The organism is Martelella alba, from assembly GCF_006516955.1.
In the GTDB taxonomy this organism is placed as follows: Bacteria; Pseudomonadota; Alphaproteobacteria; order Rhizobiales; family Rhizobiaceae; genus Martelella; species Martelella alba.
Genome location: NZ_VHLG01000011.1, coordinates 33,758 through 57,306 on the forward strand (window position 1 = coordinate 33,758; position 23,549 = coordinate 57,306).

General features: G+C 60.6%; 23 protein-coding genes. 11 read left to right on the forward strand and 12 right to left on the reverse strand.

The window, feature by feature from the left end:
- Positions 1-17: 17 nt before the first annotated feature.
- Genes FJU08_RS15665 through FJU08_RS15675 form a run of 3 tightly spaced genes read right to left on the reverse strand, consistent with a single transcriptional unit; the run spans position 18 to position 3,053 of the window.
- On the reverse strand, positions 18-398 hold the full coding sequence (locus FJU08_RS15665) for a DUF4870 family protein (protein WP_141149970.1): 381 nt from the start codon (positions 396-398) through the stop codon (positions 18-20).
- Positions 395-1,618, reverse strand: a complete 1,224-nt coding sequence (gene glcE, locus FJU08_RS15670; protein ID WP_141149971.1) for a glycolate oxidase subunit GlcE — start codon at positions 1,616-1,618, stop codon at positions 395-397. Before glcE ends, FJU08_RS15665 begins: the two co-directional genes overlap by 4 nt.
- Entirely contained in the window at positions 1,611-3,053 is a 1,443-nt protein-coding gene (locus tag FJU08_RS15675) for an FAD-linked oxidase C-terminal domain-containing protein (RefSeq protein WP_141149972.1), read from the reverse strand. Before FJU08_RS15675 ends, glcE begins: the two co-directional genes overlap by 8 nt.
- Positions 3,054-3,185: 132 nt before the next feature.
- Here FJU08_RS15675 and FJU08_RS15680 point away from each other — a divergent pair, with 132 nt between their 5' ends.
- A complete protein-coding gene (locus tag FJU08_RS15680; RefSeq protein ID WP_141149973.1) occupies positions 3,186-4,106 on the forward strand; it encodes a LysR family transcriptional regulator in 921 nt (306 codons plus the stop codon).
- Between the two features lie 35 nt (positions 4,107-4,141).
- Here FJU08_RS15680 and FJU08_RS15685 read toward each other — a convergent pair whose 3' ends face one another.
- The gene (locus FJU08_RS15685) at positions 4,142-4,306 is read right to left on the reverse strand and encodes a DUF1328 domain-containing protein (RefSeq protein ID WP_141149974.1); all 165 of its coding nucleotides are present in this window, start codon (positions 4,304-4,306) and stop codon (positions 4,142-4,144) included.
- A 245-nt stretch (positions 4,307-4,551) separates the two neighbouring features.
- Here FJU08_RS15685 and FJU08_RS15690 point away from each other — a divergent pair, with 245 nt between their 5' ends.
- The 3 genes from FJU08_RS15690 to FJU08_RS15700 all read left to right on the forward strand — a co-directional run bounded on the left by FJU08_RS15690 (position 4,552) and on the right by FJU08_RS15700 (position 7,390).
- A complete protein-coding gene (locus tag FJU08_RS15690) occupies positions 4,552-5,022 on the forward strand; it encodes an NUDIX hydrolase (protein WP_141149975.1) in 471 nt (156 codons plus the stop codon).
- An 85-nt stretch (positions 5,023-5,107) separates the two neighbouring features.
- Entirely contained in the window at positions 5,108-5,845 is a 738-nt protein-coding gene (locus tag FJU08_RS15695) for a 16S rRNA (uracil(1498)-N(3))-methyltransferase (protein WP_141149976.1), read from the forward strand.
- Positions 5,846-6,016: 171 nt separating this feature from the next.
- On the forward strand, positions 6,017-7,390 hold the full coding sequence (locus FJU08_RS15700; RefSeq protein WP_141149977.1) for a glutamate--cysteine ligase: 1,374 nt from the start codon (positions 6,017-6,019) through the stop codon (positions 7,388-7,390).
- A gap of 284 nt (positions 7,391-7,674) precedes the next feature.
- On the opposite strand, the gene FJU08_RS15705 is transcribed toward FJU08_RS15700, so the two are convergent.
- Positions 7,675-7,950: a YjiS-like domain-containing protein gene (locus FJU08_RS15705; protein WP_141149978.1), complete on the reverse strand. Its 276-nt coding sequence runs from the start codon at positions 7,948-7,950 to the stop codon at positions 7,675-7,677.
- A gap of 336 nt (positions 7,951-8,286) precedes the next feature.
- Here FJU08_RS15705 and FJU08_RS15710 point away from each other — a divergent pair, with 336 nt between their 5' ends.
- The 3 genes from FJU08_RS15710 (at position 8,287) to FJU08_RS15720 (ending at position 11,765) form a co-directional block, all read left to right on the forward strand.
- The gene (locus FJU08_RS15710; RefSeq protein WP_141149979.1) at positions 8,287-9,243 is read left to right on the forward strand and encodes a LysR substrate-binding domain-containing protein; all 957 of its coding nucleotides are present in this window, start codon (positions 8,287-8,289) and stop codon (positions 9,241-9,243) included.
- 143 nt (positions 9,244-9,386) lie between these two features.
- Positions 9,387-10,283 (forward strand): LysR substrate-binding domain-containing protein, encoded by an 897-nt coding sequence (locus FJU08_RS15715; protein WP_141149980.1) that lies wholly within the window; start codon positions 9,387-9,389, stop codon positions 10,281-10,283.
- 168 nt (positions 10,284-10,451) lie between these two features.
- Positions 10,452-11,765, forward strand: a complete 1,314-nt coding sequence (locus tag FJU08_RS15720; protein WP_141149981.1) for a bactofilin family protein — start codon at positions 10,452-10,454, stop codon at positions 11,763-11,765.
- A gap of 101 nt (positions 11,766-11,866) precedes the next feature.
- Here the strand turns inward: FJU08_RS15720 and FJU08_RS15725 are convergent, their stop codons facing one another.
- The 7 genes from FJU08_RS15725 to paaN form a co-directional block, all read right to left on the reverse strand.
- Positions 11,867-13,792 (reverse strand): 3-hydroxyacyl-CoA dehydrogenase NAD-binding domain-containing protein, encoded by a 1,926-nt coding sequence (locus tag FJU08_RS15725; RefSeq protein WP_141149982.1) that lies wholly within the window; start codon positions 13,790-13,792, stop codon positions 11,867-11,869.
- 1 nt (position 13,793) lies between these two features.
- Positions 13,794-14,495, reverse strand: a complete 702-nt coding sequence (locus FJU08_RS15730; protein WP_141149983.1) for an ABC transporter ATP-binding protein — start codon at positions 14,493-14,495, stop codon at positions 13,794-13,796.
- Positions 14,482-15,270 (reverse strand): ABC transporter ATP-binding protein, encoded by a 789-nt coding sequence (locus FJU08_RS15735; RefSeq protein ID WP_141149984.1) that lies wholly within the window; start codon positions 15,268-15,270, stop codon positions 14,482-14,484. Before FJU08_RS15735 ends, FJU08_RS15730 begins: the two co-directional genes overlap by 14 nt.
- Positions 15,267-16,223, reverse strand: coding sequence for a branched-chain amino acid ABC transporter permease (locus FJU08_RS15740; protein ID WP_141149985.1), 957 nt, complete (start codon positions 16,221-16,223; stop codon positions 15,267-15,269). Before FJU08_RS15740 ends, FJU08_RS15735 begins: the two co-directional genes overlap by 4 nt.
- A 4-nt stretch (positions 16,224-16,227) precedes the next feature.
- On the reverse strand, positions 16,228-17,100 hold the full coding sequence (locus FJU08_RS15745) for a branched-chain amino acid ABC transporter permease (RefSeq protein ID WP_141149986.1): 873 nt from the start codon (positions 17,098-17,100) through the stop codon (positions 16,228-16,230).
- Between the two features lie 99 nt (positions 17,101-17,199).
- Positions 17,200-18,342, reverse strand: a complete 1,143-nt coding sequence (locus FJU08_RS15750; RefSeq protein WP_141149987.1) for an ABC transporter substrate-binding protein — start codon at positions 18,340-18,342, stop codon at positions 17,200-17,202.
- A gap of 47 nt (positions 18,343-18,389) precedes the next feature.
- Entirely contained in the window at positions 18,390-20,042 is a 1,653-nt protein-coding gene (gene paaN / locus FJU08_RS15755; RefSeq protein WP_141149988.1) for a phenylacetic acid degradation protein PaaN, read from the reverse strand.
- A 202-nt stretch (positions 20,043-20,244) separates the two neighbouring features.
- On the opposite strand from paaN, the gene paaG reads away from it, so the two are divergent.
- The 4 genes from paaG (at position 20,245) to FJU08_RS15775 (ending at position 23,524) form a co-directional block, all read left to right on the forward strand.
- Positions 20,245-21,039, forward strand: a complete 795-nt coding sequence (paaG, locus tag FJU08_RS15760; RefSeq protein WP_141149989.1) for a 2-(1,2-epoxy-1,2-dihydrophenyl)acetyl-CoA isomerase PaaG — start codon at positions 20,245-20,247, stop codon at positions 21,037-21,039.
- A gap of 1 nt (position 21,040) precedes the next feature.
- On the forward strand, positions 21,041-21,493 hold the full coding sequence (paaI, locus tag FJU08_RS15765; RefSeq protein WP_210245251.1) for a hydroxyphenylacetyl-CoA thioesterase PaaI: 453 nt from the start codon (positions 21,041-21,043) through the stop codon (positions 21,491-21,493).
- A 36-nt stretch (positions 21,494-21,529) separates the two neighbouring features.
- The gene (gene paaK, locus FJU08_RS15770) at positions 21,530-22,837 is read left to right on the forward strand and encodes a phenylacetate--CoA ligase PaaK (RefSeq protein ID WP_141150127.1); all 1,308 of its coding nucleotides are present in this window, start codon (positions 21,530-21,532) and stop codon (positions 22,835-22,837) included.
- An 87-nt stretch (positions 22,838-22,924) separates the two neighbouring features.
- Positions 22,925-23,524: a TetR/AcrR family transcriptional regulator gene (locus tag FJU08_RS15775; RefSeq protein WP_141149990.1), complete on the forward strand. Its 600-nt coding sequence runs from the start codon at positions 22,925-22,927 to the stop codon at positions 23,522-23,524.
- Positions 23,525-23,549 lie beyond the last annotated feature (25 nt).

Here is a 23,549-nt window from a genome sequence, read left to right on the forward strand (position 1 = left end):
CAGCATCTATTGCCAGGTCAGATCAACCAGCTTGCCGGCTTGGCGATTGGCTCGCTGGCGCTCGCCTTCTGCATGCCGATGATGACGCGGGCAATGAACCAGATGGCGGTGGCAATGAAACCGAACACGCCAATCACCACGAATGTCAGAAGCAGCGAAATAAAACTGTAGAGCAGGCAGATCCAGAATGTGCGGATCGCCCAGACATAATGGCTCTCGACCCAGCCGCGCGCATTCGGCCGGTTGATATAGGCAAAGACAACACCGATCAGAAACGTGATACCAAGCGCGAAGCTCACCAGATAGAGGATATAAACCAGAAGCACATTATTGCGCCCCGGCTCGAACCACCCGTTGGCCGAAGGTGTTTCCGGTGGCTGAATTTCAGGTTCACTCATGCTGCAATCTCCTGTCGCTCCATCTTGCCGGGATTGAAGATCCCCCGCGGATCGAAGGTTGCCCGGATCCGCGCCGTCAGGGTGGCCACCGCCGCGGGTGCTGGCTCAAAAGCTGGCACAATCTGGCGCTCGCCGATACCGGCGCGCAGAAGCGTCGCATGGCCGCCGCCATGCCGCGCGATCAGCGTCCGCAGAATGCGCGCTTCGCAGCCGCCATCCATCCGCATCCAGATGAGACCGCCCTGCCAGTCATAAAAGGCGTCCACCGCCGCATCCTGTCGCAGGGCGGCAAGCAGCATCGCCCCTTTCGATGGTGCGACGGACACACGCCAGAGCGGCTTTTCACTGCCATCGCAATAGGGTCGCACATCAGCAATTTCGCGCCACAGCACCGCAGTTTGTGCCGCATCGAGATGCTGAACCGGGCCGTGGGATGCCAGATAATCGCCAAGCTTTTGCTGGCGGATGGCAACGGCCCCCTCCACCCCTTCAAGCCTGAGACAGGCGACACTGTCGCCAGCAAGATGGCCACTGAGAAAGCTGTTTCTGACCATGAAGGGCAGATGCGCAGCCCCCGAGACCTCAACCGGCAGCCCCATGACCGAGGCCATCAGGCGAATAGCCGCTTCATCATCAAGCCCGGAGATACAAAGCGTCACGGCATGTTTCGGCCGGGGCAGAACCTTGAAGGTCAGTTCCGTCAGAAAACCGAGTGTGCCGTGCGAACCGGCCATCAGCTTGACCAGATCCAGTCCGGTCACATTCTTCATCACCCGTCCGCCAGCGCGGATGATTTCACCACGGCCATTGACGAAGCGGATGCCAAGCAGGCTGTCACGCGCGGCACCGGCAAGGGCGAAGCGGCGCGGGCCGGAAACATTGGCAGCAAACACCCCGCCGATTGTCGGCGTCCCCTCGGTCGCCATGATGCCGCGATGATCCATCGGCTCGAAGGCGAGATATTGCCCTTCCGCAGCAAGCGCGGCCTCGATCTCAGCCAAAGGCGTGCCGGATCGCGCCGTCATCACCATTTCGGACGGATTATAGGCGACGATGCCGGACAGATGCGACGACGAAAGACCGGCTGAAGCAGAAACCGGATTGCCATACCCCGCGCGGGTATTGCCGCCGAAAATCGCAACGCTTTCGTGCCGGTCATGACAGTCGGCGATGATGTCAGCCGCATCTTCCTCGGTTTCGGGGCGATAGATTTCAGCCATCGGCTTTTCTCCCGTCGAGCGGAAAGACCTTGGAAGGATTGAGCAGCCAGTCGGCATCAAAGGCGGCACGCACCGCCATCTGCTGATCAAGATCGGCTTTTGAATATTGATGCCGCATCAGGTCGCGTTTCTCTATGCCGACACCGTGCTCGCCGGTCAGACAGCCGCCCTGATCGACGCAAAGCTTGAGAATCTCGGCACCGGCAGCCTCCGCGCGGGCGGCATCTTCCGGGTCGTTGATATTATAGAGGATCAGCGGATGCATATTGCCATCGCCCGCATGAAAGACATTGGCGACACGCAGTCCGTAACGGTCGGTAATCTCGGTTGTCTTGCTGAGCACTGTTGAAAGCCGGCTGAGCGGCACCGTGCCATCCATGCAGATATAATCGGCAATGCGTCCGGTGGCACCGAAAGCCGATTTGCGCCCCTTCCAGATCAGCGCCGCCTCGGTTGCCGACTGGCACTCCTTGACCGTCATGACCGCATGTTTGCGGGCAATCGCGACGATTTCAGCCAGCATCGCATCCATTTCCGCCTCGGAGCCCTCGACCTCGACGATCAGCAGCGCACCGGCATCAAGCGGATAACCGGCATGGGCGAAGGCCTCGCAGATTTCGATCGCCGGCTTGTCCATGAATTCGATGGCCACGGGGATAATTCCGGCGCCGATGATATCGGTGACGCATTGACCAGCCTGTTCGGAACTTGGAAAGCCGAACAGCACAGGCCGCGCGCCTTCCGGCATGGCGAGCAGCCGCACCGTCGCCTCGGTGACGATGCCAAGCTGGCCTTCAGACCCGCAGACAAGCCCGACCAGATCCAGCCCCGGCGCATCCAGCGCCTTGCCACCAAGCTCCAGCACCGTGCCATCAACCATGACCAGCTTGACGCCGAGCAGATTATTGGTGGTCACACCATATTTCAGACAATGCGCACCACCGGAATTCATGCCGATATTGCCGCCGATCGTGCAGGCAAGCTGCGAACTGGGATCGGGTGCGTAGAAAAAACCTTCAGGATTGGCGGCCTGCGAGATGGAAATATTGGTGACACCGGCCTGAACCACGGCAACCCGGTCATCAAAATCGAGATCAAGGATCGCGTTCATCCGCGACAGGCCGATGATCACGGCATCTTCCTGGGCGATTGCCCCGCCCGAAAGCGAGGTCCCGGCACCGCGCGGAACGACCGGAATGCCATTTTCATGGCAATAGCGCAGAACGGCGGAAACCTCCTCGGTTGTCGACGGCAAACAGACAGCCAGCGGCACGCGGCGATAGGCGACAAAGCCATCCGTCTCGAACGGCACCAGTTCGCGTTCTTCATGCACAAGCGCATCAGCAGGCAGCAACGCCTTGAGTTCCGCAATGATCTGAGCACGGCGGGCAAGGATGTCCGCCTTCGGTTCCAGAAATGCAATCGTACCGGACAAGACCGCCTCCTCCGCCGTTCGATCAAACATGCCTTGCGAAAGGCCACTCCTCTTGGAAAGGCGTTCTAGCACTGGCGCTGAACCATGACAAATGATAAGACTTTTTCCACGGTGGAATAAATCGGAACGATTATGAAAAACTTGCAGGACCTCGCCGTATTTGCCCGCGTCGCAACGCTTGGCAGCATGACGGCGGCTGCCGAAGAGCTGGGGCTGTCACCTGCCGTCGTTTCCAAAAGCATCAAACGGCTTGAGGATCACCTCGCCGCACGCCTGTTTCAGCGCACCACAAGGCAGATTGCGCTCACCGAAACGGGACGTGGCTATTATGAACGGCTGACCCCGCTCCTGGAGGGGCTGGAGGAGGCCGAGCGCTTTATCGAGGGCCAGACCCACCACGTTCAGGGGCGGCTGAAAGTGTCGGCTCCGACCTCCTTTGGCCGGCTGCATATCGCGCCCCATCTTGGCGGCTTTCTCGATCGCCATCCCGAACTGATTCTGGAGCTGGTATTGTCGGATGAATTCGTCGATGTGGTCGGTGGCGGGTTTGATCTTGCAATCCGCATCGGCGAGTTGACGGATTCCTCACTCGTCGCCCGCAAGCTGGCCCCGGTCAGACGCGTCCTCTGCGCCACGCCGGGCTATGTTGCGCGCATGGGCACACCGAAAACCCTTGCCGACCTTGCCCACCATACCTGTCTGCCAGCCCATAATGGCGATTTCTGGCGCTTGGAAGGACCGGAAGGCCCGGTGACACTCAAGCCCGAGGGCCGGCTGATTACCAATTCCAGCGAGGTGATCCGCGAGGCCGTTCTGGCAGGCAACGGCATCGCCCTGCGCTCGACCTGGGATATCGGACCCGAACTTGCCAGCGGCGAGCTCATGCAAATCCTGCCGGCCTATGAAACCGGCAACAAGGTTTCCCTCTCCGCCGTCTATCCCAGCCGCAGCTTCCTGCCGGCGAAGGTCAGGCTTTTCATCGATGATCTCGCCCGCCTTTACGGCCCCGAACCCTATTGGGACCGGGGACAGAAAAGCGCCGCGCAGTTATAGTCCTGCACGACGCGCAACAATGTCGAAATGCCAGATCAGGCGATAATCAGCAGTCCTGACAAAAGCGAAATCAGCAAAATCACCAGCACAATGAAGATCAGGATACGCGCAAGGCCCGCAGAAAGCCCGGCGACACCGCGGAAGCCGAGAAGACTGGCAACGGCCGCGACAATCAGCAGAACCAAAATCCAGTATAACATCCGTTTTCCCTTCTTATTATATTGAACTTGATCAAATAACGGTTCATTCATAGGAAAGTTCCGGGATACGGTTCCGCTCTACCTGCCAGGCACGGGCAATAGCTGTGCGCAACGGCGGCAGACCGTTTCAGCTGTCACGGAAAATTCATAGAGATGATGCCTTCAGCCTTGCATATTCGTGCTAGTTTCAGGCCCCTCCCTCAAACCCAACCGGCGAGTACGAACGGAAAAGGAGTACGGCAAGAATGCCATTCAAGGTTGATATACTAGATGTAAACAACCTAGAGGCCCGCCAACAATATGGCGCCCTGTGCTATCGGCGATCCGGCAAGAAAAAGCAGGACTGCGAAGTTTTGCTGATCACCAGCCGCGATACAGGGCGCTGGGTGACACCGAAAGGCTGGCCGATGGCCAACAAGGCACCGCATGAGGTTGCCGAGCAGGAAGCCTATGAGGAAGCCGGCATCAAGGGCACGGTCTCCGACAGGAAACTTGGCTCCTTTTCCTATCTCAAGCGCCTGAATGACGGCAGCGAAGTACCCTGCGTGGTCGACCTCTATCCGCTGCTGGTCAAAAAGGCCAAGGCGAAATTTCCGGAAGTCGAGGAGCGCACCCGCCGCTGGACCTCTGCCGAAGAGGCTGCCGAACTGGTGGATGAGAGCGGCCTGAAAGCATTGCTGATCGGTTTTGCCGGCGCTATGACCACCCGGTCCTGAAAACCGCCTCTCCGCCTCTTGCAGTGCCCGGACGCGCGGTTATGTATGGGACGCAAAGCGGGCTGCCGACCGGGAGAATGAAACCATGCGCGCCAATTATCGCCTTCAGCGCCTTTTCGTAGCCGATGCACTTGAAGCCGGTTGTCCGGTCGAGGCGACCTCCGACCAGTTTCACTATCTCGCCCATGTGTTGCGCGCCGCAGAAGGCACGGAAATCCTGCTGTTCAACGGTCGCGATGGCGAGTGGCTGAGCAGACTTTCCTATCCGAGCCGCAAGAAGATCGCCTTCGGGCCGGTCGAGCAGACCCGGCCACAGCCGCAACCCTCAACACTTCAGTATCTTTTCGCGCCACTGAAGGTCGGGCGCATGGATTACATGGTCCAGAAGGCCGTCGAGATGGGCGCGGGCCTCATCCGCCCTGTCATGACCCAGCATGTTCAAGGCCGCATCAACAATATGGACCGGCTTGCCGCCAATATTACCGAGGCTGCCGAGCAATGTGGCGTACTGGCCATTCCAGACCTGCTTGAGCCGATCCGGCTTGGCGACCTTGTCGACCAGTGGGAGCCGGACTGCCGCCTGATCTTTTGCGACGAGGGCGAAGAAAGCCAGAACCCCATTGCCGCGCTCACCGCAATCCAGGGCGAAAAACTGGCACTTCTGGTGGGGCCGGAAGGCGGATTTTCGGCCGAGGAACGCGCGCTGCTGCGCGCGCAGCCTTTCGTCACCCCGATCCCGCTCGGGCCGCGCATCCTGCGCGCTGATACTGCCGCCGTTGCTGCCATGGCCGTCATTCAGGCCACAATCGGCGACTGGGATTAAGGCCTGACAATTTTGTCATTCGCCCCTTGCCCATGACAGGTCCGGCCTCCACATGACAGCCAGTCTGATCGACTGTTCAAACAAATTGACTTGATCCCCTGTTCCTTTGGCGCGATGAGCGCTAAAGCCCTATTCCATCCAAAACAGGCGTCATCACCCAAGGGAAGCTTCATGGCACGCGACACGACCGACGAAACACCGATTACTTCCGTCAGCGCGCTTTCCGACTATCTTGCGGCAGGCTCGAAACCGGAAAGCGAATTTTCGATCGGCACCGAGCATGAGAAATTCCCCTTTTTCAGGCAGGACAACAGCCCCGTCCCCTATTTCGGCGACCATTCGATCCGCGCCCTTCTGCTGGGCATGCAGGAAAAGCTCGGCTGGGAACCGATCATGGACGGCGAAAACATCATCGGCCTTGCGGAACCTTCCGGCATGGGGGCGATCTCGCTGGAACCCGGTGGCCAGTTTGAACTGTCCGGCGCGCCGCTGAAGACACTGCATGAGACCTGCCGCGAATCAAACCGGCATCTGGCCGTACTGCGCGGCATTGCCGAACCGATGGGTATCGGTTTCCTTGGCATCGGCGGCAGCCCGAAATGGACGCTTGCCGAAACGCCGCGCATGCCGAAATCACGCTACGACATCATGACCCGCTACATGCCGAAGGTCGGCACGCAGGGCCTCGACATGATGTATCGCACCTCGACCATTCAGGTGAACCTCGACTTCTCCTGTGAAGAAGACATGCGCCGCAAGATGGCACTGTCGATGAAGCTTCAGCCGCTGGCGACCGCGCTTTTCGCCTCTTCTCCCTTTACCGAGGGCAAGCCGAACGGGCTATTGTCCTGGCGCGGTGACATCTGGCGTGACACCGATAACCAGCGCGCCGGCTTTCTGGATTTCGTGCTGGAACCCGATTTCGGCTTTGAGCGCTATGTCGAATGGGCGCTCGACGTACCGATGTATTTCGTCGTGCGCGACGGCAAATATCACGATTGCACCCACGTCACCTTCCGCCAATTCATGGCGGGTGCGCTGAAGGGTGAGATCGCCGATTATGAGCCGACCATGGGTGACTGGACCAACCATCTTTCCACCCTGTTCCCCGATGTGCGACTGAAGCGTTTTCTGGAAATGCGCGGCGCCGATGGCGGCACCTGGCGGCGCATCTGCGCGCTTCCCTCCTTCTGGGTTGGCCTGCTTTACGACGAGACCGCCCTTGCCGCTGCAGAAGACCTGACCAGGGACTGGAAGCCCGCCGACATTCACAGGCTGCGTGACGAGGTTCCACGCCTGGCACTGAAGGCCGATATGGCCGGTACCAGCCTTTACGACATTGCCCGCGAGGTGATCGAGATTTCACGCGCAGGTCTTAAAGCCCGCAACAACCGCAACAGTGACGGCACGGATGAAAGCGTGTTCCTGACACCGCTGGACGAGATCATCGCCAAGAAGACCACCTTCGCCGAAGACCTGCTTTCCCTTTACAACGGACGCTGGAACCAGTCCGTCGAACCCTTGTTCGCCGAATTCCAGTATTGATCGTCAGACAGGGCGGCTCTGCTTTCTGCGGTGCCGCCTTACCTTGTCTTGCCGGCTGAAACCGCAACAAAAATGCCCGGAAACGGGCTGACGTTTCCGGGCAAAAAAGCAGGGCAAGGCTGTTACCCTGCGGGGAAAATGACGCTTCAAGGCCATGGAGGGCAAGGTTTTCGCGATCGAACCCGCCAGGACTTTCAAAGTTCGTCAAACTTCACAAAACGCGCTCAACGGGGCCATTTCATGGCCCTGAGGCGGCGGCGCCTGATGCGGCGCCGGAACCGTGTTCACAGATGTAGTTCGCCGATACGCTTGCGTGCTGCGCGTTTCAGGTCGAGCATCGGATCTGCCATGGCTGGCGCAAGATAGGCGCGTTCCACATCGGCGCGTGTCAGGCCGATATCGTTCAGCAGGGCATCATCCATGTCGACCATGCGCTTCACGGCAAAACGGTTACGGAAGAACCGTACTGTGCCAGCAAAGGCCGAACGTGCGGCGTCAAAGATCGTGTAGGGTCTCTGGGCGATCGCCTTAGTGCCAACCGCCCGATCGATCATGCTCATTGTCGTTTCCTTTCATCGTCAGGCATGCTGCCGGCTCGCGGCCGGTCCACGTATCGTCTTTCAGGAATTGCGCAGGCGATACGCGATTTCTCAGGTCTCAGAGCGACAACGGACATCTCTCTAGATGTCGCTCGCTCCGGGGATGGGTGCGTCGTGATGCCAGAAGCTGGCTGCCGCTCGCGATGAAATATGCCACCCCTTCAGGCCGTTCCGGTCGCTCCGCTTTTCGTCGGTTCGCGTCTGGTTCGGCGTTGGTTGCACTTTCTCAATTTCTTATTGATCAGTCCAACGAATGTTTTTAATATCAAACATCAACAACGCTTATGGGAGCCTGAGATGCCTGCCCCGCTCGATATCGATCAGTTGCAGACCTTTGTCGCCATTGTCGACAATGGCTCCTTCACGCGTGCCGCCGAGCAGGTTTTCAAAACCCAGTCGGCCGTATCCATGCAGATGCGCCGTCTTGAAGAACGTGTTGGAAAACAGCTCTTTACCAAGGATGGCCGTGGCGTTCGCCTGACGGATGAGGGCGAGAAGCTGCTCAACTACGCCCGTAGGATTATCCGGCTGAACAATGAAGCCATGGCGGCTTTTGACGACAACCGGCTGGAAGGTTCGCTCAGGATCGGCACTCCGGACGACTACGCCGATCGCTATATGCCGGACATTATCAGCCGCTTTGCCAAGACCCATCCCAATGTCGAGCTCTATATTGTGTGCGAAGATTCCAACGATCTCGCCGAGCGGCTGAAGCGCGGCGAGCTGGATATGGCGCTTGTGACCCACAATCCGCGTACCCGCGATTCGGAGGTCGTGCGCACCGAGCCCCTGTGCTGGGTCGCCTCGGCGAATCACGCCATGCCCGGCGACCGGCCGGTCCCGCTGGCGGTCGGCCGTCATGATTGCCGCTGGCGGCAACTGGCGATCGCGGCCCTTCAGGGCGTTGATCGCGACTATCGCATCCTGTTCACCAGCTGGTCGGCAACGGTTGTCGCCTCAGCGGTTCTTGCCGGCATGGCGATCTCGATCCTGCCGGAATCAGCCTTGCGCACCGGGATGCGGGTGCTGACCCAGGCCGATGGCTTTCCGCCGCTGCCACCGGTTCAGATCGGCCTGATGCGCCGTCCGGGCGCGCCAGCTTCGCTGACAACCGCGCTTTCAAACCATATCATCGCCTCGCTCGACAATATCAGCCCGGTCGAGCTGGAAGAGCGATATGACAACAGTGCGGCAAACCAGCAGGCACCGCGCCAGCCGCGGCTGCGCCCCGGCCATATTCTCGCCAGCTGGTAAAGCGCCCCGGCGGCAGCAATCAGCCGCCCTGCATCATCAGGCGATACACGGCTGTGCTGCCGGAGTGATGATGCCGTGCGCCCGGCCAACCAATCATAATATCGAATTGCCATTTTCCCGGCTTTCGATAAGATCATCCTATCATGCCCACGATCCGCCAACTCCGTTATTTTGAAGCATTGGCCCGCGAACGCCACTTCGGCCGGGCAGCCGAAGCGGTGCATGTCAGCCAGCCAGCCCTGTCTGCCCAGATCATGGAGATGGAAGCAGAGCTTGGCAGCCGCCTCGTCGAACGCAGCCGCCGAACGATATTGCTGACGGCTGCGGGAGAGCGTGTTCTCGATCATGCAGGCAAGGTTCTGCGTGCCATGGAAGCACTGGAACAGGCGGCAAGGCCGGAAGCAGGGCCGCTTTCCGGTCCGTTTCGTATCGGCCTCATTCCAACGATCGCCCCCTATCTGATCCCCGCTCTGGTGCCCGCGCTGAAAGCCGGCTATCCCGATGCCGAAATCGCCCTGAAGGAGGCGGTGACGGACCGCCTGCTTGATGAACTGGAAAGTGGCGCGCTGGACGCAGTGATCGCGGCTTCGCCCGTCACCCGCGACACAATTCGCTCCCGGCCGCTTTTCACCGATCCGTTTCACCTGGCCGTTGCGCGCAATGACCGCACATTGCTGACATCCCCGCTGACCGAGGCGCATGTCGATACCGAACGCCTGCTGCTGCTTGAAGAAGGCCATTGCCTGCGTGACCAGGCATTGGCGGTCTGCCACCTGGCGCCGCAGCGCAACAGCATCAATGTTGGCGCCACGTCGCTGACAACGCTTTTGCAGATGGTGGCGAACGACATGGGTATGACGCTCATTCCCGAAATGGCAATCGCAACGGAGACGGCCCGTTTGCCACTCACGATCCTGTCTTTTGCAGACCCGGCCCCGGCTCGCGCGATCGGGCTTTTCTGGCGGGCCAGTGATCACCGCAAGGACGATATGCGCGCCCTTGCCGATGTTGTTCTGGAGTGTCGCAAGACTGCCGCGTAGATCGCTTATTGTGGCATAACAGCGGTAGATGAGCGGCTTACTGCGTCATTCGCGCTTGACGGCGCTCAAGGTTTCAGCCGAAATAGTCGCGCTAGAATTGTATTCCGGTACAGACAAATGGGGGTCTGTCAAAACAGGCGGGCGCTGGCTCTTCAGGAGGCTATCTTTATGAAATCATTTCTCAACGGCCTGATGCTGGCCGGATTGCTGGTGTTTGCGCCCGCCATGGCATCCGCCACAGAGCCGTTGGTATTCGGCGGCGATACCTATGATAGCGGCCAGACGCCAACCCTCAGCGAGGCAAGCCCGCGCAGTGCTTTTGTCGCCGGTGCGACCGCCTCGATTACCGCCCCGGTCGCCCGCGATGCGCATCTGGCTGCAGGCCAGGTCAGCATCGACGCAGCCATCGGCGGCGATGTTTATGCCGCCGGTTTCTGGGTACGTATCGATGACAGTGTCGGCGGCGATGTCACGGCCAGCGCCTATTCGATCACGCTCGGCAATCAGGCGTCTGCTGGCGGCAATGTCCGCGCTGCTGCCCGCGAGGTGACGATAGACGGGCCGGTGCATGGCAGCCTGTTGCTGGCCTCGCAATATGCCACCATCAATGCCGAGGTCACCGGAGATGTGATGATCCTCGCAGAGGAGATCCATTTCGGCCCCAATGCCAAGATCGATGGGTCGTTGATCTATGTTTCGGCCAAGGATGTCGACATTCCGGCAAGCGTGATCTCGCCGGATCGCGTCGTCCACAAGCAGGTTCTGGCCTCGGCCTTCGGCGCGTTGTCGCGCCTGAAGATCGGTGAAAAGACAATCGGCATCGAAAACGGCGTCACTGTCACCAAGGACGTTGCCACCCATGTCAAATGGCTGAGCTGGTTCGACTGGTCGCAGACCGGCGACTATCTTTTCTGGCTTGTCGTCAAGCTCGCCGTACTCGCCGCCATTCTCTATCGCCTGCCGGCAAGGGCCGAGGCCATCCGCGAACGGCTGATTGCCCGCCCCTTCGTCTCCTTTGGCTATGGTTATCTTGGCGTTTCCATGCTGATCGGCACAATCCCGCTGGCCGCTATGACGCTGATCGGCATTCCGCTCATCCCGATCTTTGCCCTGATCCTGATTGTCGGCTGGAACATTGCCGTCATCATGGCTGTCTATGCGCTGTCCTGGTCACTCGCCCGCGCCATCAAGCCATTTGAACCGACGCTCATTGCCAAGCTCATCGCCTCGGCGATCGGCTTCATCATCCTGTCGCTCACCAGCCTGTTCTGGATCGGCGGCTGGCTGATCTATCTCGTCATCGTTCTCCTCGGCATGGGCGCGATGATGGTGATCTGCGCGCAGGGCATGAAAGAGCGTCGTGCGCGGCGCAATGCACCGCCACCGCCTTCACCCAACGCTCACCTGCCACCGGCCACCACGGCTGCCGAAGCGCGCTACGTCGAAGAACAGATGCGCCGCCGCGATGAGGGTGATGACTGAGCAAAAAAGGAAAGAGCGGTCCCGGACGTCGGGGCCGCTCTTTTCACTTGCCATCACCATCGCGCAAATGCTGCGTCCTTCAGCGGACGAACACATATGGCTCATCTGCCAGCAATAAACATCGGGCCGCCCTTATGGCGCGGGAAGCCATAGCCGTGGATTTCCACCAGATCGATGTCCTCCGGTTTATGAGCAATCCCTTCGTCGAGAATGTCTTGCCCCTCAGCCGCCATCGCTGACAGCAGCCGGGTGGCAATGGCATCCGGCTCCATCACTGTCGCCGTCCCGATCCGGGCCGAAAGAAGCCTTGCGGTCTCACCGGATCGGACCGGCCGGCGTCCATCATAATCATACCAGCCGCCGCCGGTCTTCTGCCCCTTGCGGCCGGCACGCACCAGAATATCGCCGAGCGTCTCCGCGACCGCCTGCCCCGCCTTGCGCGCGCCCTCGCGCTGCAGGAAGGCGATATCAAGGCCGCCCATATCCTGAGCCTCAAACGGCCCCATCTTGAAGCCGAAGCCGCGCATGGCGGCATCTATATCGGCAATGGCGACGCCGCTTTCGACAAGCTTTTCGGCCTCGGCACGATAGCGCTTCAAAATGCGATTGCCGATGAACCCTTCGCAGATGCCTGCCTGAACCGGCACCTTGCCGAGCCGCTTGCCAAGCGCAAAGGCTGTTGCCAGCACATCACCGGCCGTTACCGGCACCGGCACGATTTCGAGCAGCTTCATCACATGGGCTGGCGAGAAGAAGTGCAGACCGATGAAACGCTCCGGGTTTGACAGACCTTCAGCAATCAGACGCGGATCGAGATAGGACGTATTGGTCGCAAGGATTGCATCGTCCCGGCAAACCCGGTCCAGTTCGGCAAAGACGGCACGCTTGACGGAAATGTCTTCAAACACCGCCTCAATCACCAGGTCGCAGCCGGAAAGCGCGGCATAGTCATACGCGCCGCTGACCCGTTCCATACGCGCCACCTGATCCGCCTCGGAGAGCCGGCCGCTTTTGACAGAGGCTGCGAAAATGCCGTCGAGATTGGCCATGCCACGCGCAAGCGCTTCCGCATCGCGTTCGATCAGCGTGACGGACAGCCCGGCATTCAGAAGCGCTGCGGCAATGCCCGCCCCCATAGTGCCGCCACCGACCACACCGACATGATGAATGGCGCGCGGCGTGATACCGGTAATTGCATCCGGCCGGGCCGCCGCCCGCTCGGCGAAAAAGACGTAGCGCAGTGCCGCAGCTTCATCAGAGCCGCGCAGCGCAAGAAACAGGTCGCGCTCGCGCTTCATCGCCACATCAAACGGCGCGGAACAAGCAAAACGGATTGCCTCAAGCGCTGAAAGCGGCGCACGGTGTCCAGCTTTTGCCGCCGCTTTTTCCGCCGCCTGCCAGAATTCGTCCGGCATGTCAGCCACAGGGCGTTCGCTGACCCTTGGCGGAAACGGTTTTTCGAGTGCAGCAAGCGCGAAGGCAACAGCATCGCGGACCAGATCGCCTTCGGCAACCGCATCCAGCAAGCCCGCCTTCAGGGCGGCCGGTGCCTTCATCGGTTTGCCCGTAGTCGCAAGCTTAACCGCCACTTCGGCACCGGCAAGACGCGGTGTCCGAACAGTGCCGGAAGCGCCGGGCATGACGCCGAGCGTCACCTCCGGCAGCCCGACGGAGGCAGCAGCGGCGGCGATGCGGAACCGGCAGCCAAGCGCAATTTCAAACCCGCCGCCGAGTGCTACGCCATGAATGGCAGCGATCCACGGCTTTTCCGCCGCCTCTATACAGGCGACCACATCCGGCAGATGCGGCTCTTGCGGCGGCTGGCCGAATTCGCGCACATCAGCACCGGCAATGAAGGTCCGTCCGGCGCAGGTCAGGACGACAGCGCGGACGAAAACATCGGCGTCAAGCGCGGCAACAGTGTCGACAAGCGCCTGTCTCAGCGCCGTCGAAAGCGCATTGACCGGTGGATTGTCGATGGTGACGACGGCGATATCGCCGTCATGGCGGATCGAAACAAGGCTCATATCAGATTCCAAGATAGGCTTCACGGACCTGCGGGTCGGCAATCAATGCTGCCGCCGGCCCTTCCATGGTGATGCGGCCTGTTTCCATCACATAGCCGCGATCGGCGATCTTCAGCGCGCCGAAAGCATTCTGCTCGACTAAAAGCACGGTGACGTCGCGGGATTTCAGCGCCTTGACGACATCGAAAATCTGCGCCACCAGCAGCGGCGCCAGCCCCATTGACGGCTCATCGAGCAGCAGGCAAGCGGGCCGGCCCATCAGCGCGCGGGCAATCGCCAGCATTTGCTGCTGGCCACCGGACAACCCGCCAGCGGCAAGATTGCGCTTCTGACGCAACACCGGAAACATCTGGAACGCATCCTCCATATCCCTGTCGACGCGCTCATCGGTAAACAGGAAGGCACCGAGGCGCAAATTTTCCTCCACCGAGAGATTGGTGAAGATCTGGCGGCCTTCCGGCGACTGGGCAATACCGCGCGCAAGCCGTTTGTAGCCCGGCACATCGGTGACGATCTCGCCGCGAAAGATCACTTCGCCGTCAGAAACTTTCTGCAGGCCCGAAAGGCACTTCAGCAGCGTCGTCTTGCCCGCGCCGTTTGCCCCGACGACGGTGACGATCTCACCGGATTTCACCTCGATATCGATGCCATGCAGCACCTCGATGCGCCCATAGGCCGAGCGCAGCCCCTTAACCGTCAGCATCGGCAGGCTCCTCCTCGTCGGCCGTTCCGAGATAGGCGGCAATCACCGCCTTGTTGCGGGCAACCGCCTCCGGCTCGCCCTCGGCAATTTTCTCGCCATGATCGAGAACAACGATATGGTTGGAAATGCGCATCACCATCTTCATGTCATGCTCGACCAGAAGAATGGCGATGCCGGAGGCCGCCAGTTCGGCAATCAGCCGGTCGATCTCTTCCGTCTCAACCGCATTGCAGCCGGCAGCCGGTTCATCGAGCAGCAGAACGCGGGGGGCAACGGCCAGAGCCCGGGCAATCTCCAGCCGTTTCAGCGCGCCATAGGAAAGATTGCCTGCCTGCCGCTCGGCCGCCTTTTCAAGCCCGACCTTTTGCAGCAGGACCATGGCCGCATCCCGTGCCTTTGCGGCGCGGCGGCGCGAACCGGGCAGAGACAGAAGATCGGCCACCAATGCGCCGCGTTCCTGAAGGTGAAAGCCGGCGATGACATTTTCCAGAACGCTCATTTCCTGAAAGATCTGCAGGTTCTGGAAAGTTCGCGTCAGCCCCATGGCCGCGAGCCTGTCCGGGGCAAGGCCCGTCACCTCTTTGCCTTCCAGCAGCACGCGGCCCTCGCCCGGCTGGTAAACGCCGGAAATCATGTTGAAGAGCGTGGTCTTTCCCGCACCGTTCGGGCCGATGACGGAGACGATTTCGCCCGGATTGGCAGCAAAGCCGACATTGTTGACGGCACGGATGCCGCCAAAGGAAATGCCAAGGCCGCTCACTTCGAGAAGGCTCATTCTCCCCTCCCTTTCAAACGCCGCGCAATCGAGGGCAAAAGCCCCTGCGGCATGAAGATCATTACCGCGATCATGATCGCGCCGAGGACCAGCTGCTCATATTCGGCAAACACCGTCAGCACCTGCGGTAAAAGCGTGAGGATCACGGCGCCGAGGGTGGCGCCCAGCACCGAACCAACGCCACCGAGGACCGCCATCGACACCATTTCGATGGAATGCATGAAGCCCGCGACATCCGGTGTGATGAACTGGTTCTGCAGCGCCAGCAGCGAACCGGCAATCGAGGCATAGACGGCCGAAATGACAAAGGCCTGCAGCTTGACGCGGGCGACATTGATGCCGACCGTGCGGGCAGCAACCTCGGAGCCATGCAGCGCCCGCATGGCCCGCCCCGTCGGGCTTTGCGCCAGATTGAGCGCGATCCAGACACCGATCACCAGCACGATGCCGCAGAAGAAATACCAGAACTCGCCGCCGGAGAGCTTGAGGCCCATATCCTTCAAGAGGCCACGCAGACCGAGATCCGGCACCGCCATGCCATCCGGGCCGCCGGTGATCTCGCGTTCATTGGTGAGAAACAGCGTCATCAATATGCCAAAGCCAAGCGTGGCAACGGCAAGGTAATAGCCTTTCAGCTTCAGGATCGGCCGGCCGATGATCGCAGCAATCACGCCGGAAAGGACAGCACCGCCGATTGCCGCAAGGCCAGGGTGAAGGCCGAGAAGCTCCGGCGCCAGCGCACAGGAATAGGCACCGATACCGGCAAAGCCGGCGGCGCCCAGCGAGATCTGCCCGGCATAGCCGATCAGCACGACAAGGCCGACGGCGGCGAGCGCATTGACGAAGATCAGCGCGCCGACGCGATAATAATAGCCGGACGGAAAGAACAGCGGCAAAAGCGCGATCAGTGCCGCAACAATGGCGATCTGGACCCATTTTGATTTCAAGCGCATGCCATCACACCCTTTCGGTCGACTTGTGGCCGAACAGGCCCTGCGGCATGACGAACAGCACCGCGAGGATGACGATGAAGGCGACGGCTTCCTTGTATTGCGACGAGATATAGCCCGCCGTCAGCGCCTCAAGCAGGCCGAGCGCGATACCGCCGACCAGCGCGCCCTTGGGATTGCCCATGCCGCCGAGCATGGCAGCGGCAAAACCCTTGAGCGCCAGCGCCACGCCAACGTCGTATCCCACAAGCGTGATCGGCGTGATCAGCACGCCGCCGAGGGCCGCGATACCGGCCGAAAGCGAGAAGGAAAGCGTCATCACCCAATTGATGTTGATGCCGACGAGCTGTGCGGCCTGGCGGTTATTGGCCGCTGCCAGCACTGCCTTGCCGGTCAGCGTCTTGGTGAAGAAGGCCCAGAGCCCGATAAAGACGAGCAGCGCGCCACCGATCACCCAGAGGCTCTGCGGCAATAAGGTTGCGCCGAGAATGCGGATCGGATCATCACCGGAAAAGGCCGGAAAGCGATGCAGCTGCTTGTCGAAGATCAGCTGGGCCGCCCCGCGAATGAAGATCGACGCGCCAATGGTGATGATGACAAGCGACACCACGGGTGCACCGCGCGCAGGCTCGATGGCGAGCTTGTTCAGAGCAACGCCGGCCGCTGCCGTGACCAGGATCGCGATCACCGCAGCAAGCGGCAATGGCAGACCGGCTGCATAGGTGAAAGCGGTGATCATGCCGCCCATCATGACGAATTCCCCTTGCGCGAAATTCACCACATCGGAGGCGTTGTAGATGATTGTGAAGCCGAGTGCGACCAGCGCATAAACCGCGCCAACCGTGATCCCGGAGAGCAGAAACTGCATCAATGCGTCCATGGAGAATGGTTCCCGAACGAAAGACGAAACAAGTGGAACGGCATGCCGTTCCGCGAAGGCCGGGCCTTTCTGAAGGCCCGGCGGTCAGACGGCGCAGCCTCAGTCGATCGAGGTCCAGCCACCATTCTGGATCGCAAGCATGCGGAAGGCGGAGAGATCGAGACCGAGGTGATTGTCCGGACCCATCGTGTAAATGCCGGTCGTGCCGACCAGACCGTTGGTCGCTTCCAATGCATCGCGGATCGCCTGCGGATCCTCGCTGCCGGCATTTTCCATCGCATTGGTCATCAAAAGGAAGGCGTCATTCGCGTAGCCGCCAAAGGTGGAAACCTTCTCGTTATACTTGCCCTCATAGGCCGTCTTGTAGGCCATGACGACATCCTTCTGCGGATCGTCGGCCGGCAGGATATCGGCGATCAGAAGCGCTGTTCCCGGCAGGCGCACGCCTTCTGCGGCATCATTGCCGACGAGTTCGATAAAGCCGTCGGAGGCAACGCCATGGCTCTGATAGAACGGCACATCAATACCGAGCTGATGGGCATTGCGGGTGACGATCGCCGGGCCCTGGCCGAAACCGGGATTGAGGATCGCCTGAACGCCTTCGGTATTCTTGATCTTGGTGAGCTGCGGCGTCATGTCGGCATCGCTCGGCCCGTAAATCTCGTCCGCCAGGATCTCGACACCGTAGGTGCCCGCCACATCCTTGCACTGGGCCTGCATCGAAGCGCCGAAACCATCGGTACCCGAGATCATGCCGATCTTGGTGATGCCGTTCTTTTGCATGTTCTCGAAGATCTTTTCGCAGGCCATGCGGTCGGTATGCGGGGTCTTGAAGACGTAAGGCTTGACCGGATCGATGATCTGGATCGCACCGGCGAGTGAAATGAACGGGATTTCTGCATCTTCGGCGACCGCCAGGATCGACATGGACGTGCCGGTGGTGGTGCCACCGATAATGGCCGCGACTTCGTCATCCTCGATCAGGCGTGTGGCAAAGGTGCGCGCCTTGTTCGGATCACCGCCGTCATCATAAAGCACGAGATCGATCTTCTCGCCATTGATGCCGCCCTTGGCATTGAGATCGTCGACCAGCATTTCGATGGTCTTCTTTTCCGGATCGCCGAGAAAGGCAGCCGGGCCGGTGGCCGAAACGCTGGCGCCGAGCTTGATTTCTGCATTGGCAGCGCTGGCGATGGTGATAAGCGCAAGCGTTGCAAGCGCCGTGGTTGCAAGATACTTCATTGGATATCCTCCCTAGTTATCCAGACTGAAACTGGCCCCGCCCCTCCTCAGGCGGCTTTGGGCCAGCGGATCATGACGCGCCGGAAACGCGGCGCGACGAATGCAGTGTCGGTCAGGCTGGCATTGCCCGATGGATTGGCGCCCGTGACATGAAAGTCCGAAAACGCCGCCGACTGATTGACGTAGATATTGCCGGTGAGATTGACCGAGAGATTGACGCCGGCTTCGGCAAAGGCCGATGCCGCCCGCTCGATCAGCGCGCCATCCGTGGCATAAAGCGCCGCAGTGATTGCGCCCTTGCGCCGGGCGATACCGGCTGCGCGGTCGATGGCTGCGTTTTCATCCTCCACCGGAATGACAAAGGAAACCGGACCGAAACATTCTTCGTTCTGAGGACCGTCCTCGCGCCCGTCGACGATGACGATCATCGGTGTGGCGCTTTCACCAAGCCCCGTCTCACCGCTTGAACGCACCACGCGACCGGCCTGCCTGGCCATGGCAACGCGTGCCTTGGTGGCGGGATTGGCAATGGTGCCGCAGATGGCGGAAGCCTGCTTGGCATCGGCCAGAAGCATGTCGATGGCGTCCGAAATGCCGGCGGCGACATCCTCGAAGCTCTTGTGACCCTCATTGCTGTCGACCCCGCCCTGCGGCACGTAAAGGTTTTGCGGCGAGGTGCACATCTGCCCGGAATAGAGCGACAGCGAAAAGGCGATGTTGGCACACATGCCGGCAAAATCATCCGTGCCGGTGATGGCGATGGAATTGACCCCCGTCTCCTCGGTAAAGACGAGCGCATCGCCCGCATTGCCGCGGAGCCATGCGGCGAATGTCGACGATCCGGTATAGTCGATGATCGCGAAGGCACCGGAAGCAACAAGCTGCTTGGTGATTTCGCGGCCGGGCTCATCCGCCGCCAGAAGCACGACATCCGGCGAAAAGCCTTCCTCCGCCAGCACGGCACGCAGAACCTTGACCGTGAGGGCGAGCGGCAGGATGGCACCCGGATGCGGCTTGACGATCACCGGATTGCCGGTGGCAAGGCTGGCAAACAGTCCCGGATAGCCATTCCAGTTCGGAAAGGTCTGGCAGCCGATCATCAGCGCCAGACCGCGCGGCACCAGCCGCCAGCGTTTTTCCATGACGATCGGCGCGGCCTTGCCCTGCGGTTTCTCCCAGGTGGCAGCAAAGGCCGAACGGGTCATTTCCGCATGAGCCGCCGCGACCGCTTCAAGGCCGCGATCCTGCGCATGCGGACCGCCGGCCTGAAAAGCCATCGGAAAAGCCTGACCAGTGGTGTGCATGGTGGCATGGCCGATGAGGAAACTCATGGCGTTGAGGCGGGTCAGCGCTTCGAGCAGAATGCCGGTGCGGGTTTCAGGATCAGCCGCCGCCCATTGCGGCAGAGCCTGGCGCGCAGCGGCCAACAATGATGCAACGGAGGCCTTGGGATAGGTGATGCCAAGGCTCTGCCCCCAGGGCGAACTTTCCCGGCCAATGCGGCCTTCTTCGGGATGACCGGGCAGCGCGAAGCCCGCGCCGCTGAGAGCGGCAAAGGCTGCTTCACCATCGGCGCGCGCCGTCTCGCCATAGAATTTGCCAGATGGCACTTCGGCAAAGGGCGTCCAGAATTCGCGCGTCATCAGGGCCTGCCCCGCGCGCTCCAGAAGCGCACGATGGCGGTCAAACAGATTTGTCATGTCTCCTCCCAAATTCTGAAAGCTATTATTGACCGACCGGACGGTTTATGCAACAACAATTATCGACAAAGCGCTGAGGAGAGCGCTTCAGGCACCGCAACGGCCGGGTTTGAAGGACCCGTGGCCAGGCGGCGCCGATATGAAATGAGAGTGGATACCCGAAGCTCACAAACGTGCGCTTCAGGCATTTCAGGGAGGAGACATGACTGCTAGCGAAAGCGTCGCCGTTGCGCGCGCCGGTGCGGTTCTGCAAGTGACGCTGAACCGGCCGGAAAAGCTGAATTCCCTTAATCCGGAGATGCATCTGGCCATGCGCGCCGCCTTTGAGCTTGCGCATGAGGATGGGACAGTCCGCGCCGTTTTGCTGACGGGCGCCGGTCGCGGTTTCTGCGCCGGTCAGGATCTCGGCGACCGCGACCCGCGCAAGGGCGGAGCGAAGCCCGATCTCGGCGAGACAATCGACACCTATTACAATCCGAACCTGCGGCTGATCCGCACGCTGGAAAAGCCGGTCATCTGCGCGGTCAATGGCGTGGCCGCCGGTGCCGGTGCCAACATCGCCTTCGCCTGCGATATCGTTCTGGCTGCAAAATCGGCGAAATTCATTCAGGCCTTCTCCAGGATCGGCCTCATTCCCGATGCCGGCGGCAGCTGGTCGCTCACCCATATTCTGGGTGAGCCGCGCGCCAAGGCGCTCGCCATGACGGGCGAGCCGCTTTCAGCCGAAAAAGCCGCCGACTGGGGCCTGATCTGGAAGGCTGTCGATGATGACAGCCTGATGGAGGAGGCAAACGCCCTTGCCGAAAAGCTGGCCGCTGGCCCGACGAAAGGTCTCGGCCTGACCAAACGGCTGATCCAGGCCGCCTCCACCCATGACCTTTCCACCCATCTCGACATGGAACGTGACTGCCAGCGCGAAGCCGGCTTTTCCGATGACTATGCCGAAGGCGTGACCGCCTTTCTGGAAAAGCGCGTACCAAGCTTCAAGGGGCACTGAGATGAGTGACGTGATGGAAACGATGACCCCGCAGCAACTGGCCGAAGCCTGTGCAAAGGCCATGTGGAACGACGACAATGCCACACAGAAGCTCGGCATGCGGCTCGAGCGCATTGCCCCCGGCGAGGCAGTGCTGTCGATGACCCTGTCGGAAGCCATGACCAACGGCCACGGCAATGCCCATGGCGGCTATATTTTCACGCTCGCCGACAGCGCCTTTGCCTTTGCCTGCAACACCTACAATCAGGTGACGGTCGCCCAGCACTGCGCGATCAACTACATCGCGCCCGGCGCGCTGGGTGACAGGCTGACGGCGACAGCCCGCGAGGTTTCGCGCCGTGGCCGCTCGGGCATCTACGATATTTGCGTAACCCGGCAGGACGGAACGGTGATTGCCGAATTCCGCGGCCTGTCGCGTACCATTAACGGCACATTGCTGCCGACGGCCGGTTGAGGAGCCGGAGCATTGAAGGAGGAAACCATGAACGCAATGCATAACCTGACCCCGGCGCGGGAGATCCTCGATCCGATCGAGATTGCCAGCCGTGACGAGATTTCCGCGCTCCAGCTGACGCGCATGACCTGGTCCCTGAACCACGCCTATGAAAACTCGCCCTTCTACCGCAAACGCTTCGATGAGAATGGCGTCCATCCGAGTGATTTCAAGACGCTGTCCGATCTCGCCAAATTCCCCTTCACGGTGAAGACGGATCTGCGCGACTGCTATCCCTTCGGCATGTTTGCCGTGCCGCGCGAGAAGCTGGTGCGTATCCACGCCTCCTCCGGCACCACCGGCCGGCCCACCGTTGTCGGCTATACGCGCAAGGATATCGACACATGGGCCGACTGCGTTGCCCGCTCGATCCGCGCATCCGGCGGCAGGCCGGGCGATATCTGTCACGTTGCCTATGGCTATGGCCTGTTCACCGGCGGCCTCGGCGCCCATTACGGCGCAGAGCGTCTCGGCTGCACCGTGGTGCCGATTTCCGGCGGCATGACCGAGCGCCAGGTGACCCTGATGAGCGATTTCAAGCCGGATATCATCATGGTGACACCGTCCTACATGCTGTCGATCCTCGACGAGTTCCGCCGCCAGGGCATTGATCCGCGCGAAAGCTCGCTGAAGGTCGGCATTTTCGGCGCCGAACCCTGGACCAATGCGATGCGCAACGAGATTGAAGAGGCCTTCGACATGCATGCCGTCGATATCTATGGCCTGTCGGAAATCATGGGACCGGGCGTCGCCAATGAATGCGTGGAAACCAAGGACGGCCTGCATGTCTGGGAAGATCACTTCTACCCGGAAATCATCGACCCCGTGACGGGCGACGTGCTGCCCGATGGCGAGATGGGCGAACTGGTCTTTACCACGCTGACCAAGGAAGGCCTGCCGATGGTGCGCTATCGCACCCGCGACCTGACCCGCATCCTGCCCGGCACGGCGCGCTCCATGCGGCGGATCGAGAAAATCACCGGCCGTTCCGACGACATGATCATTCTGCGCGGCGTCAATGTCTTCCCGACGCAGATCGAGGAAATGATCCTGAAATGCGACGGGCTGGCCCCGCATTTCCAGATCGAGCTGACCCGCAAGGATCGCATGGATGTAATGACGGTGCATGTGGAATGCACGCCCGATCGTGCGGCAAGCGAAGCCCGCGATGCCTCGGCGAAGGAGCTCGCCCACCACATCAAGTCCGTGATCGGTGTGTCGACGAAGATCAATATCTGCGATCCGGAAAGCGTTGCCCGTTCGGAGGGCAAGGCCAAGCGGGTTGTCGACAACCGGCCCAAATGATCGCCTGACCGATTGGTCAATCATAAATCCAATGATAGAAGGGGCGAGACCGCCCCTTTTGCCTGTCACAACAGGAGTTTGCCCTTCATGTCGAGAACCCGCGCCAATGATTTCGAGGAAAAGCGCCACAATCTGCTGCTGACGGCCGCCCATGTCTTTGCGGTGCAGGGCATGGAAAAGGCGTCAATGTCGCAGATCGCGCGCGAGGCCGGCGTGTCGAAATCGCTGCTCTACCACTACTACCCATCAAAGGAAGAACTGATCTTCGCGATCATCCATACCCATCTGGCGGCACTGGATGCGGAACTGGCCGCCGCCGATGATGAAGGCCTTGAACACAAGGCGCGGCTGCAGAAACTGGTCGCCACCGTGCTCAACGAATATCGCGGCGCCGATGACCAGCATAAGGTGCAGCTCAATGCCGTGGCGGCCCTGTCGGACGAGCAGCGCGCCGCCATCCGCGCCCTGGAGCGCAGCATTGTCGGGCGCTTTTCCGCCGTGATCCGTGAGATTCATCCCGATCTCGACAAGCCCGATCGCCCGCTGCTGATGCCTGTCACCATGTCGCTCTTCGGCATGATGAACTGGGTCTATATGTGGTTCCGCGAAGGCGGCGTTGTCACCCGCGACGACTATGCCGAGATGGCAACAACGCTGATCCTTGAGGGCGTCAAGGCCGTGCGCTGAAGCACGGCGACGTCTGGAACAATCC